This window comes from bacterium, from assembly GCA_035380285.1.
Taxonomy (GTDB): domain Bacteria; phylum Auribacterota; class Erginobacteria; order Erginobacterales; family DAOSXE01; genus DAOSXE01.
Map to the genome: position 1 here is coordinate 45263 of DAOSXE010000012.1, position 12163 is coordinate 57425.

Below are 12163 nucleotides of genomic sequence, written 5' to 3' on the forward strand. Positions count from 1 at the left end.
CGGTTACTCCTTGACCACCCAGATCTTGACGTCGGCGTTCACGTCGGGAGCGACCCGGACCGGAACCGTGTAGATGCCCAGTTTCTTGATCGGATCCTCCAGCAGCACCTGCTTGCGGTCGACTTCGTAACCCTCGGCGGCGAGCGCCTCCGCGATATCCCCCGCGGTGACGGAACCGAAAAGCCGGTCTTCTTCGCCCGCGGCCACGGTCAGGGTGATCGAAACCTCGCTGAGCTTGGCGGCCGACTCCCGGGCCGCGTCCAGGCGCCGGGCCGCCTCCTTCAAGCGCCGGGCCCGCAGCTGTTCCTGCAGCTTGACCGCGTGGTCGGTTACGGCCTGGGCGAGCCGGCGCGGGAAGAGGTAGTTCCGGGCATACCCCGGAGCGACCTCCGCCACCGTCCCGGCCTCGCCCAGCCGGGGGTGGTCCTGAGTAAGAATAACCTTCATGCGTCAACCTCCCGAAACCTTACTCCCCCACGTAGGGAAGCAGGGCGATGTAGCGGGCGCGTTTCACCGCCAAGGCCAGCTGACGCTGGTGCTTGGCGCACGTCCCGGTGATTCTCCGGGTCAATATTTTGCCCTGTTCGGTGATGAAATTCCGCAGCATTTCCACGTCCTTGTAGTCGATCGAAGCCTGGGTGGTGCAGAAATGACACTTTTTGCGGGCATACGTTTTCTTTTTCCTGGATTTTCTCAATGCAGGCATGGATTCCTCCGTTACGGTCAGAAGGGGATATCGTCTCCTCCATCCGGGGCCATTCCCGGAGGAGGCGTGTAACCGGTCCCGTCGTCCGGATAGACCTCGTCGTGCATGGTCGGCGGCGCGGGATAGTCGTCACCCGATTTCGGACCCGGGCCCGACCCGGCGGAGAGAAACTGCACCCGCAAGGCCGTGACCTTGTGCCGGCTGCGCTTCTGCCCGTCCTGGCTCTCCCAGGTGTGATATTTCAGGCGCCCTTCGACCAGAACCGGACTGCCTTTCTTGAGGTACTGGCCGCAGTTTTCCGCCTGGCGACCCCAGGTTTCGATCTCGATGAAGCAGACATCTTCCCGGGGTTCGCCGTCGCGGGAACGGTAGGTGTGGTTGACGGCGAGTCCGAAGGAACATACCGCCGTCCCCTGGGGGGTGTAGCGGACTTCGGGATCGCGGGTCAGGTTCCCGGCCAGGATCACGTTGTTGACATTTACCATCGTTTACCTCCTTGCGCCGCCCCGCGGCGCCGACAAACAACCCCTATTCCGCATCGGACTCCGGGGGTCTTCCGTCATCGTCATCGTCCCCCTCGTCGTCCCCGGAGCCGGACTCGTCCTCGTCGTCTCGGCGCGACAAAGGCCGGAGGGGACGGGAGGGGCGAGTTTCCGCGCCCTCGTCGATCCGGACTTCGACCGGAGCCTTGGCTCTTAAAATCAAAGCCCGGACCACGGCCGAATTGAGCTTCATGCTCGCGCGCAGCGGTTCGAGACCGGCGGGATCGGCGGAAAAGTACACCAGCAGGTAGACGCCGTCGGCGGTTTCACCGATAGGATAGGCTAAACGCCGGCGGCCCATCGGGTGTACCGACGATATCTTCCCCCCGATCTTCTCGATCTCGTTCCCGACCACTTCCTCCGGCTGGGGCCGGTCCTCGCCGACCTCGCCGGGGGCCAGGATACATACCATTTCATAGTGGTTCAACTGGCTCCTCCTTTTTCTTCGCCCGGGCCGTTTTCCGGCCCCGGGTTGTACTCGCTCATGGCTTTTTCCAATCCGTATTCGAGGACGACGCCCACGGCCTCGACGGCGCGCTCGATCGCCCGGCGGTAGACCGCGATCTCTTCATCCCCCGCCTCGCCCAGGACGTGCCCGGTCAGGTCGTTCCGGGCCCCGCCCCCGATCCCGATTCTCAACCGGGGGAATTCCCTGGTCCCCAGCGTCCCGATAACCGATTCCAGACCGTGATGGCCTCCCGCGCCGCCGCCGGCGCGGATCCGCAGCCGGCCCGCCGGCAGGTTCACGTCGTCGACGGCCACCAGCAGTTCCGTCGGGGGCACCTTGAAATAATCGATCACGGTCCGCAGGGGGGGGCCGCTGTTGTTCATGAACCCCGCGGGCTTGATCAGAATCAAACGGTGGCCTCTCCAGGTCCCCTCGCCGGTCCAGGCGGCGAAGCGGAAACGCTTCTTCCAGGAGATCCCCCCCTCCCGGGCCAGGGCGTCCACCAGCCAGAAGCCGGCGTTGTGCCGCGTTCTCCGGTAGCGTTCGCCCGGGTTGCCGAGACCGGCGATTGCTTTCAAGATCACGACTTCGCTTCTTCCTCCTCCGCCGGCGGCGGGGTTTCTCCTTCCGCGGCTTCGGCGCCTTCCTCGGCCTCCTCGGCTACCGCCGCCCGGCTGGTGGTGATGGTGAAGACTCCCTGTTCGGGGTCGGTGACGAGGACGACCCGGTCCGGCAGAACGAGGTCTCCCGCGGTCAGGACATCCCCGATCTCGAGGGCGCTGACGTCGACTCTGATCTCGTCGGGAAGATCGGAAGGAACGCAGCGGACCTCGATCTCCCGAAGCAGGTGTTCGAGGATGCCCCCGTCACGGGTGACCCCGATCGCTTCCCCGACCTCGACCACCGGGATCTCGGCGGTCAGTTGCTGCCCCTTGGCGACTCTCTGCAGGTCGATGTGGAGAATCTGGTGAGAGATATAGTGGAGCTGGACCTCCTTGACCATGGCCAGGGTTTCGGCTTCGCCTTCCAGGGACAGTTCCAGAAGCTGGTTTTCGTGAACGCCGGCGCGGACCGCGTCCTCGTCCCTGACGGCGACGGACCGGACGCCTTCCCTGCCTCCGTAAACCACGGCGGGAATCAGTCCCTGGCGGCGGAGACGGCGGGGGTTGCTCCCCCCGGTAAGGTCGCGAGCGACCGCTGTGAGCTTGGCATGTTCGGCCATTTTCTTCTCCTTGCTACCCGGTTATTCCTGATGATCGAACAGAATGCTGATCGGGGTATTGTCGTGAATCCTTCGGATCGCCCCCCCCAGCATCTCGGCGACCGAAACCACGTGAAACCGGTCGGACCCGAGCGCGTCCTCCTTGAGGGGGATGGTGTCGGTGACCCAGATATCGTCCATGGGCGAATCGAGCAGGGCGGCGACGGCATCGCCCGCCAGCACCGGATGGGTGACCGCGACCGAGATCCGACGGGCTCCCTTCTCCTTGAGCGTCCGGATGGCGGTGGCCAGCGAGGTGCCGGTCGAAACCAGGTCGTCGATCACCAGGATATCGCTTCCGGAGACTTCTCCGATCACGTTCCTGACCTCGGTATGGCGGTCGCCGAGGCGCCGTTTGTCCACCACCGCCAGGGGCCGGTCCAGGTGCTTGGCGAAATGCTTGGCGATCTTGATGCCTCCGACGTCGGGCGAGACCACCACCAGGTTGTTGAGGGCGCCCCCGGCGAAGGCGTGGCGGAAATGGCGGATGAAGACGGGAGCGGCGTAGAGGTGGTCGACGGGGATATCGAAGAAACCCTGGATCTGGGGAGCGTGCAGATCGATGGTCAGAAGTCGATCGGCCCCGGCCGCCACGATCAGGTTGGCGACCAGCTTGGCGCTGATCGGAACCCGGGGCCGATCCTTGCGGTCCTGGCGGCCGTACCCGTAAAAGGGCAGCACCGCCGTGATCCTGGTGGCGGAAGCCCGTTTGAGGGCATCGATCATCACCAGCAGCTCCATCAGGTTCTCGTTGGTGGGCGGCGAGGTCCCCTGGATCAGGAACACGTCTCCCCCGCGGACCGGCTCGGAGATCTGGACCCGGACCTCGCCCTCCGGGAACCGGCCGACCTCGGCGGGAGAAAGCTCGACTCCGATCGATTCGGCGATCCGGGCCGCCAGGCCCGGGTTGGCGTTCCCGGTGAAGATCATGAGCTTGTGGTTTCTCATCGTCATTCCCCCCTGTTGGCCGGCGCACCCGAGCGCACGGCGCCGTCGGCGATCTTTTCCCCCGCGCAAACCCGGACGAACGGCCCCAGCCGGCAGCCGCGGCCGATGACCGCGCCGGTTTCGACGGCGGCGAACGGCCCCAAAACGGTGTCGGGGCCGACCTCGATTCCCGCCTCCAGGTAGACCGTCTCCGGGCAGAGAACGGTCACCCCGTTCTCCCACAACCGGGCGCAGGCCCGGGCTTGAAACACCTTTTCCGCCTCCGCCAGCTGGCGGCGGGAATTGACGCCCAGAATCTCGGAAGCGGGCACCGACATGGTCCCGACCGGCGCGCCCGAATTCACCAGCAGGTGAACGGCATCGGTCAGGTAGTATTCCCCCTGGCGGTTGCGGTTCCCGATCTTTTCCAGGACGTCCCAAACCGCCGGGGAGGAGAAACAGTATATCCCGCTGTTGATCTCCCGGATATCCTTCTGGGCGGCGTCGGCCTCGACGTCTTCGACGATCTTCCGGACCAGACCGTCTTCCCCCCGGACGATCCGGCCGTATCCCCGGGGAACGTCGACGACGGAACCGAGCACGGTGGCGGCCCAGCCCCGCTCCCGGTGGAGAGCCAGGAGCCCGGCCACGGTTTCGGGACGGATCAGCGGGACATCCCCGCAGAGGACCACGACCTCCCCCTCCAGCCCCCGAAGGCGGGGGGCCGCCCGGCGCAGCGCGTCCCCCGTTCCCAGCTTCTCGTCCTGGATCACCGCTTCGGCGCGGCCCCGCAGTATCTCTTCGAGGGCGGGAGTCCGGGGGGGGATCACCGCCAACAGAGCCGAAGGGCCGGCCGCCGCCGCCGCGTCCAGAACATGAGCCAGGAGGGGACGCCCTCCCAGAAGGTGGGCGATCTTGGGCAGGGAACTCTTCATCCGTTTCCCCTCCCCCGCGGCCAGAATGACGCAGGCGCAGCTGCTGGCGTTTTTCTTCGACATCTCTCTTCCTTAATAACCGGCGGGCGACCGGCCGCGCACCGGACCTGCGGAGTCCGGGTCCAAGGAGAGCGCTCGCGGAAAAGCCACCGGCCGGGGACGCGCCGGAACGCTCCCCGAAAAATCGGTGCCGGTGACTGCCCGGCGAGGGCTCGAACCTCGAAACTCGGCTCCAAAGGCCGATGTGTTGCCAATTACACCACCGGGCATACAATCGGAGCCTTACCAGGTTCGGCTCGCTGCGCGCGGCGCGGAAGCCTCTTCTGGGCAGACATTGCGGGCGTATCTTACCATCCGCCCCCCCTCCGTCAAGGGGAATATCCTCAGCCGGAAACCGGGGGGGGAACGCGGTTGGAGGCGACCGCGACGAAGACGGACGGCCCCAGCGCCCGGCGCGCTTCGCGCCCGACCGCTTCGGCCTCTTCCCGGGACCGGGCCAAGCCGACGACGGTCGCCCCCGACCCCGCCAGGACGGCGCCCAGTTCCAGCCGCCCGCGGAGGAAATCGATCACTTCGACCACGTCGGGGCGGTGGCGGCGGGCTACCTCCTCGAAGACGTTGTAGATCGAACGGGCCAGCGCCTCCAGGTCCCCCCCCTCCAGGGCCGCCAGCAGCGGCTCCACTCCGGGGGGACGGCGGGGGGGAAGACGGTCGATCTCCCCGTAAGCCCAGGCGGTGGGAAGGGGCGCGCCGGGGTTGACCAGCACCGCCTGCAGGGGGGGCGCCGGCGGCAGCGGGGCGACCGCCTCCCCCCGCCCGCGGCAGAGAGAGGTGGCGGGATGGAGAAAAAACGCCGGGTCTGAACCGAGTTCGGCGCAGATCTCTTCGAGCAGCCCCGGCGGCGGCGGCAGGCCCCAGAGGCGGCAGGCACCGGCGAGGGCGGCGGCGGCGTCGGAACTGCCCCCCCCCAACCCGGCGGCGGCGGGGATGCGTTTGCCGATGGAAACCCTGATGCCGGCGGCGACGCCGAGCCGGCGGCGCAGCAGTTCCAGCCCCCGGTAGGCCAGGTTCCCGGGACCGTCGGGAACGTCGTCACGGTCGGCGGTGACCGTTATCCCCGCTCCGGCCGGTTCGAGGACGAGGACGTCGGCGAGATCGAGCGGCTCCATCACCGTGATCACCTCGTGGTAGCCGTCGGGACGGCGGGAAAGCACGTCCAGGTAGAGGTTGAACTTGCAGGGAGCCAGAAGGCGGAGAACGGAGGGGGTCATGGGGAAGGAGCGGACCCGGGAGCCGCGGGAAGGCCTTCCTCGATCTTGAGCTCCAGGCGTTCGGGGTGCTCCGGTTCCGCTTCCAGGGCGCGGCGCCAGTAATCGCGGGCCGCGGCGTCTTCTCCCAGGCGGAAACTGGCGTCCCCCAGATGTTCCAGGATCTCGGGCTCGTCCGGAGAAGCTTCGGCGGCCTTCTCCAGGTTCTCGAGGGCGGCGCGGTAGTCCCCCCGTCGGTAAAAGACCCAGCCCAGGCTGTCGAGAAACGCCCCGTTGCCGGGGTCCAGCTCCAAGGCCCGGCGGATCAGTTCTTCCGCTTCGTCCAGGCGAACGCCTTTTTCGGCGTACATGTACCCCAGGTAATTGTACCCGATGGGGTTGTTGGGGTCGGCCGAGATCCCTTTTTCCAGGTTGTCGACGGCGTCCTGAAATCTCCCCCTCCTCTCCAGTGCCGCGCCCAGCGCCAGGTAGAGTTCGGCCGAATCCAGCCCCAGATTCCGGGCCTGCTCGAAAGCGGAAACCGCTTCCCCGTAATCCCCCCGCAAGTGCTCGACCATGCCCAGAGCGAACCAGGCCTGGGCGGAAAGAGGCTCCAGGGTGGTGAGCATTCTCAGTTTGCCGGCGGCCAGGTTATACTCCCCGCGCTCCAGGTAGATGCGCCACAGACGCTCGTAGACGGCGGTATTGCCGGGGGCGTCCCGGGAAACTTTCTCGTACCACTCCGCGGCTTCCTCGCCGAGGCCCTGCCGATCGAGGGCGAACGCCAGGGGGAGCCATGCGTCCCCGAACCCGGGATCGACGGCCAGGGCTTCCCGGAAAAGATCGGCGGCGGCGGCCGGGTCGTCGCCGTCGAGGGAGAGCAACCCCAGCTTGAAAGGAAACTCGGGCAGGTCGGGAAGGGCGCGCCGGCCGGTTTCGTAAACCCGTGCCGCTTCCTCCTTCTTCTCCTCGGCCTGATAGAGACCGCCCAGGAGCAGGTAGGGGGACTTTTCCGGGGGCGCGAAAGAGATCACCCGCTCCAGTTCGACTTCGGCATCGCCGATCCGTCCCGCTTTCTGATAGGCCGCCCCCAGCAGCATCCCCACCCGGGGGAGGGAAGGCGCCAGGTCGCGGGCACGCTCGATCAGGGGAACGGCCTTTTCCGCCTCGTCCCGGCCCAGGAGAATCGCCCCCAATTTCACCCGGGGCTCGTAGGCGTCCGGATCGAGTTCGATCACCCGCCGCAGAAGCGCGACGGCCTCGTCCGGATGATGATGGAGCATACTCGCCACCGCCACCGCGTAGAGGGCGTGGGCTTGAGCGAAGTCCCGGTCGGGCCCGGAGGCGGATGAGCGCGGAACCGGGCCGAAAGCGGACGCCAGGAGCAGAAACAACAGGAGGGGAAACAACCGGCGATCGGGCCGGAGGCTCATCTCTTCTTCTTCTTATGCCTATCTCTTCTGAGTTGCTTCTTGCGCTTGTGCTTGGCGATCTTGGTCTTGCGCTTTTTCCGTCCGCAAGGCATTGAAGCTGCCTCCGTTTGCTTTCTGGTTCTGTCCCCGGAAAACCGGGCCGGCTCTCACAGGATCAACTTATTCAACGGGTATTCGATTATCCCCTGGGCCCCCGCCGCTTTCAAGCCCGGGAGGAGCTGACGAACTTCGTTTTCGGGAATGATGACTTCGACCGCCACCCAGGCGGGGTCCTTCTGTTCGGAGATGGTCGGGGAATGCAGGGAAGGAAGGCAGTCCAGCACGTTCTCCAGCGACGGGCGGGGAACGTTCATCTTCAGCCCCACCTTGTCCTGAGCGTTGATCGCCCCTTCCAGCAGCAGGACCATGTTCTCGATCTTGGCCCGGATCCCGGCGTCTTCCCACGCCCGCTCGTTCACGATCAGACGGGTCGTGCTTTCGAGAACGGTTTCGATCACCCGCAATTTATTGGCCCGCAGCGACGACCCCGTCTCGGTCAGTTCCACGATGGCGTCGACCAGCTGCGGCGGTTTGACCTCGGTGGCTCCCCAGGAATACTCGACTTCGCAGGTCACCCCGCGGGAGGCGAAGAAATCCTCGGTCAGGCGGACGACCTCGGTGGCGACGCGCTTGCCCTCGAGATCCTCCACCTTCCGGAAGGGAGAATCCTCGGGAACGGCCAGGACCCAGCGGACCGGACGGAACCCGGCCTTGGCGTAGACGAGGTTGGAGACCTCGCGGACCTGAACCCGGTTTTCCCGTATCCAGTCCAGCCCGGTCATCCCGGCGTCCAGGGCGCCGATCTGAACGTAGCGCGGGATCTCCTGGGCGCGGATCAGCACCGGCTCGATATCGGGATCGTCGATGGCGGGGTAATAAGAACGCCCCCGGACCGAAAGCCGCCAACCGGCCTTGCGGAAAAGTTCGAAGGTGGATTCCTGCAGGCTGCCTTTGGGCAACCCCAGCTTGATCGGTCTTGTCAGGTCGGCAGTCATCGTTCTCCGTCCGTTTTCAGGCGCCCCGAGAACCCCGGGGCAGCAGAACGGCAATTATTAGTGAAGACCCGTCTCAATACAAGTATTTTCGGCGCCGAAGCCGGACCCGCGCCCTTGACCGGGTAGGACCTCCCCGTTAAAATAAACGAGAGCTTGTATGAGATTGCGCCGAACCCGCGCCAAACAAGGAGGGAACGATGAGCGAGCAAACCCCCGACCGGGTGGGCATTCAACGCCTGTTGGAACTGACCTGGAAACCGGCCAAGATCCTGCGCCTGACCGGGGTTCTCCTGGTCGCGTACCTGATCCGGCTCGTCTTCGGATGGATCGCCCCGGCCTCGGCGGGGGCCGCCTGGTTCGCCCAGATCATCATGTTCGTCGGAGACATCGTTATTTATTTCCTGGTCCTGTGGGGGATGACCGCGGTGGCGGCGCGGACCCTGGAGGAGATCAACGGGACTCCGCCGCGCGGCGCCGCCGGCGGCCAGATCTTTCTCTCCCCCATCAAAATATTCGCCGTCATCGCCGCCCTGGTGGCGGTTCACGCCGTCATCGATCTTCTCGGCAGCATCCCCTGGGTCGGGGAACTGGCCTGGATGTTTTCCCCGGCCCTCACCTTCCCCCTGGCCGTAGCCATTATCGCGGCCATCCTGGTTCTGGCCTTCGGGATCATGCTTCTGCCTACGATCATCGCGGTCGGCCAGGAAGGGCCGGTGAGCGAGCTGGTCGACTTCCTCCGCCGCCACACCATCCGGTTTCTCGGCCATTTTCTGATCGCGGCGGCGGTCTCGGCGATAACGGTGGGGCTGCTCTTCTGGGCGCTGGGGTACAGCGCCGCGATTTCCGGGGTCGTGATGGGGAACAAGTTCTACTATATTCAAACCAACGTTCCCGACTGGACCCGGGGCTTGAACATCGCCTGCCCCTTCCTCATGCCCCGTATCTGGCCGCCCAGCCCCGATCCCGTAACCGGGCGATGGACCCTGGTCCTGGCCGGGTTCGTCTACGGGGTCATCGTCTGGCTGATCAAACTGGGCATCTTCGGCTCGGTGCTGGTCACCTTCAGCGTGGCCGGGACCCTCTCGTATCTGGGACTGAAACCGCCGCGGGAGGAGCGCGAACCCGAGCAACCGGCCGGGGTCGACGCCGAACCGCTTCCGCCACCGCCCGCTCCCAAACGCAGATCCTCCCGGAAGAAATCCCCGGCGAAAGAGCAGGCGCCTCCGCCGGAACCGCCCGCCGAGGAAGTTTCCGGGGACGCCGGCGAAGAGGAAACGCCGGAGCGGACCTGACGGGTCGAACGGCCTTACCTCAGTCCGCTCCGCGCCGGCGGCGTCGCCGGCGCAAATCCAGCAGGAGCGCGGCGACGAGAACCGCCGCCAGCGTCAGGGGGAGCAAGGCGACGAACCGGTCCGGGGAGACGAACCCCAGGGAAAAGGTGCGGGTGGTGAAGGGGTAGAGCCACATATACCCCCCGACCAGGTGCTTCTGGAGCATATCCATGGCCGCGTGCAACAGGCACCCCCCGTAGAGCAGCCAGAAAATCCGGACGCGCTGGTTCCGGCGGAAGCAGAGGGCCAGCAGCCAGCAGAGAAAGAACAGAACCGCCGGGGCGTGGAACGGCTGGGTGGCGGGAAACGCCCGGGGCCAGACGATGTGGATGGGACGGGTCACCAGGTCGGGGAGGATGGCCCCGAGATAAAAGACGGGAGCGAAGCGTTTCAGGCCGGCGGCGCGGCCCGCCAGCCAGGCGCCCGCGAAATGGGTAACGAGATCAGGCATCGTCCTCTCCGGCGACGTAAAAAGCCCCCTTCCGCCAGCGCAGGACCCGCGCCAGCAGGACGGCCGCCAGCAGAACCGGCAGCGCGGAAACGGCTATCTTCATTCTCCGCAGAGGGGCGGTCTGAACTGCGGTCAGCTCCAGCTCCCCTCCCCCGGGCCGGTTCCGGAAAACGGTAAGGGCGTAAAAATAATCCCCTTCCCTGAGTCCGAGACCGGAAGTCCCCCCGGGAACGGAGACGGAGAAGTCGCCGTCGATGGAATGGACCCGGAAGCGGTCCGCCGCGATGGGCCCCAGGGTGGCGCCGGAAGCGACGGGGACCACGGTTCCGTCGAAGGCGGCGGGGTCGGAGAGGCACTCCGCCAGCGTCGGTTCGTAAAACACGGCCTGGGAATGGGCGCAGAAGGCGACGAGCAGAAGCGCCAGCGCCGCCATTTTGAGGACACGGCCGCGGTCGGAAAACACGAGCGGCCCCTACCCGACGAAATCCCCGGGCCAGAGGCGCCCGGAGAGCATGGTTGTTTCCACCTCTCCCCGAAGCTCCATGCCCGCGTACGGGGAAAAATCGCAGCGCATGTGCAGCTCGGCCGGCTGGAGACGGGAGACGCCGTCCGGCCGGTAGACGACCAGATCGGCGGGGGCCCCGGGAGCGATTCCCTCCCTCCCGGGCAGGGCGAAGATCCCGGCGGCGTTGGTGGAAAGGAGCCGGGCGATCAGCTCCCAGCCGAAACCCCGTTCCCGGGCGGCGGTAACGAAGAGGGGAACACGGTTCTCCACGCCCGGCAGGCCCATGGGAAGACGGGTGAAATCACCTTCCCCGGCGTCCTTCTGCGCGGCCCAGAACGGGCAATGATCGGTGGCCACGGTCTGAACCTCCCCCCCGGCCAAGGCCCCCCAGAGAGCCTCGCGGTCCCGGTCGGTCCGAAAGGGCGGCGTGCAGGTATAACGGTGGCCTCCGGGCCGGGCATAAACCTCCTCGGTGAGCAGGAGGTACTGCGGGCAGGTTTCGGCCTCCACCGCCACTCCCCGCCGGCGGTAGCTCCGGATCACGTCCAACCCGCGCTCCGAAGTCAGGTGAACGATATAGACCCTGGTGCCGAAACGGGAGACGCGGGAGAGCAACAGGTCGATGGCCTCGGCTTCCAGTGCCGCGGGCTGGCAACGGGGCAGGGAGGCGACGCCCAACTCCCCGCGCCGGCGCAGGCGGGCGACGTTGGCCCGGATCCCGGCCCCCATCTCGGCGTGAACCATGAGCAGGGCTCCCCGCGGAGCCAGCAGGCGGCATACCCGCTCGACGAAACCGGCATCGACCCGGGGGTCGTTCATGTGGAGCTTGAAGGATCGGGCTCCCGCCGCCATCACCTCGTCGATCTGGGCCTCGAGGTCGGGCACCTCGTCGCCGAAGGCCTGGTGGAGAAAGCAGCGGCAGCGGCAGCCCGCGGTCATCGCCTCCCGGCGTTCCTTCCAGGAATCGAGCAAACGCTGCCCGGGCAGAGGATAGGCGAAATCCCCCAGGGTCGTCGTCCCCCCCCAGAGGGCGGCTTCCGAACCGGACCGGAACCCGTCCGACGAGGTTTGCCCGCTGGCGGTCAACTGCTGGAGGTGGACGTGGGGATCGATGCCGCCGGGCATGACCACCATCCCCGAGACCGAAAGGGTCCGCTCCCCCCGCAGGGATCCGGGGGGCCCGATCTCCGCGATCGCCCCCCCGGCGACGCCGATGTCGGCGGCGCGGGGGCCCTGCGCCAGCACCGCCGTCCCCCCGGCCAAAACCAGATCGTGTCCGGATGGGACCATAGTTTCTTCTCTCCTGTTCGACGGACGTCCTCGGCCGCGGGCGCCCGAAACGG

General features: G+C 66.6%; 14 protein-coding genes, 1 tRNA gene and 1 pseudogene. 1 reads left to right on the top strand and 15 read right to left on the bottom strand.

The genetic code is table 11. The features are described 5' to 3' along the window. Positions 1-3 precede the first annotated feature (3 nt). From rplI to hisG, 12 genes and pseudogenes are all read right to left on the bottom strand, one after another. A complete protein-coding gene (gene rplI, locus PLZ73_06105) occupies positions 4-447 on the bottom strand; it encodes a 50S ribosomal protein L9 (protein ID HOO77447.1) in 444 nt (147 codons plus the stop codon). 19 nt (positions 448-466) lie between these two features. Then, positions 467-685: pseudogene (gene rpsR, locus PLZ73_06110) on the bottom strand (30S ribosomal protein S18). 38 nt (positions 686-723) lie between these two features. After that, positions 724-1191: a single-stranded DNA-binding protein gene (locus tag PLZ73_06115; GenBank protein ID HOO77448.1), complete on the bottom strand. Its 468-nt coding sequence runs from the start codon at positions 1189-1191 to the stop codon at positions 724-726. A 43-nt stretch (positions 1192-1234) separates the two neighbouring features. Then, the gene (rpsF, locus tag PLZ73_06120) at positions 1235-1675 is read right to left on the bottom strand and encodes a 30S ribosomal protein S6 (GenBank protein ID HOO77449.1); all 441 of its coding nucleotides are present in this window, start codon (positions 1673-1675) and stop codon (positions 1235-1237) included. Then, positions 1672-2280, bottom strand: a complete 609-nt coding sequence (pth, locus tag PLZ73_06125) for an aminoacyl-tRNA hydrolase (protein ID HOO77450.1) — start codon at positions 2278-2280, stop codon at positions 1672-1674. Before pth ends, rpsF begins: the two co-directional genes overlap by 4 nt. Further along, entirely contained in the window at positions 2277-2918 is a 642-nt protein-coding gene (locus PLZ73_06130) for a 50S ribosomal protein L25 (protein HOO77451.1), read from the bottom strand. The genes pth and PLZ73_06130 overlap by 4 nt, the downstream gene beginning before the upstream one ends. A 21-nt stretch (positions 2919-2939) precedes the next feature. Beyond that, positions 2940-3905: a ribose-phosphate pyrophosphokinase gene (locus tag PLZ73_06135; protein ID HOO77452.1), complete on the bottom strand. Its 966-nt coding sequence runs from the start codon at positions 3903-3905 to the stop codon at positions 2940-2942. 2 nt (positions 3906-3907) lie between these two features. After that, the gene (locus tag PLZ73_06140; protein ID HOO77453.1) at positions 3908-4882 is read right to left on the bottom strand and encodes an NTP transferase domain-containing protein; all 975 of its coding nucleotides are present in this window, start codon (positions 4880-4882) and stop codon (positions 3908-3910) included. A 134-nt stretch (positions 4883-5016) separates the two neighbouring features. Further along, a tRNA-Gln gene (locus tag PLZ73_06145) sits at positions 5017-5088 on the bottom strand. 114 nt (positions 5089-5202) lie between these two features. Beyond that, on the bottom strand, positions 5203-6090 hold the full coding sequence (gene ispE / locus PLZ73_06150) for a 4-(cytidine 5'-diphospho)-2-C-methyl-D-erythritol kinase (GenBank protein HOO77454.1): 888 nt from the start codon (positions 6088-6090) through the stop codon (positions 5203-5205). After that, positions 6087-7499 (bottom strand): tetratricopeptide repeat protein, encoded by a 1413-nt coding sequence (locus tag PLZ73_06155; GenBank protein ID HOO77455.1) that lies wholly within the window; start codon positions 7497-7499, stop codon positions 6087-6089. The genes ispE and PLZ73_06155 overlap by 4 nt, the downstream gene beginning before the upstream one ends. Before the next feature lie 146 nt (positions 7500-7645). Beyond that, the gene (hisG, locus tag PLZ73_06160) at positions 7646-8533 is read right to left on the bottom strand and encodes an ATP phosphoribosyltransferase (GenBank protein HOO77456.1); all 888 of its coding nucleotides are present in this window, start codon (positions 8531-8533) and stop codon (positions 7646-7648) included. A 197-nt stretch (positions 8534-8730) separates the two neighbouring features. Between hisG and PLZ73_06165 the strand changes: the two genes are divergently transcribed. Further along, on the top strand, positions 8731-9825 hold the full coding sequence (locus PLZ73_06165; GenBank protein ID HOO77457.1) for a hypothetical protein: 1095 nt from the start codon (positions 8731-8733) through the stop codon (positions 9823-9825). A 19-nt stretch (positions 9826-9844) separates the two neighbouring features. On the opposite strand, the gene PLZ73_06170 is transcribed toward PLZ73_06165, so the two are convergent. From PLZ73_06170 to PLZ73_06180, 3 genes are read right to left on the bottom strand one after another with little or no spacing between them, the layout of a single operon-like run. Beyond that, positions 9845-10315: a hypothetical protein gene (locus PLZ73_06170; GenBank protein ID HOO77458.1), complete on the bottom strand. Its 471-nt coding sequence runs from the start codon at positions 10313-10315 to the stop codon at positions 9845-9847. After that, the gene (locus tag PLZ73_06175; protein HOO77459.1) at positions 10308-10778 is read right to left on the bottom strand and encodes a hypothetical protein; all 471 of its coding nucleotides are present in this window, start codon (positions 10776-10778) and stop codon (positions 10308-10310) included. The genes PLZ73_06170 and PLZ73_06175 overlap by 8 nt, the downstream gene beginning before the upstream one ends. 9 nt (positions 10779-10787) lie before the next feature. After that, on the bottom strand, positions 10788-12110 hold the full coding sequence (locus PLZ73_06180) for an amidohydrolase family protein (protein ID HOO77460.1): 1323 nt from the start codon (positions 12108-12110) through the stop codon (positions 10788-10790). Positions 12111-12163 lie beyond the last annotated feature (53 nt).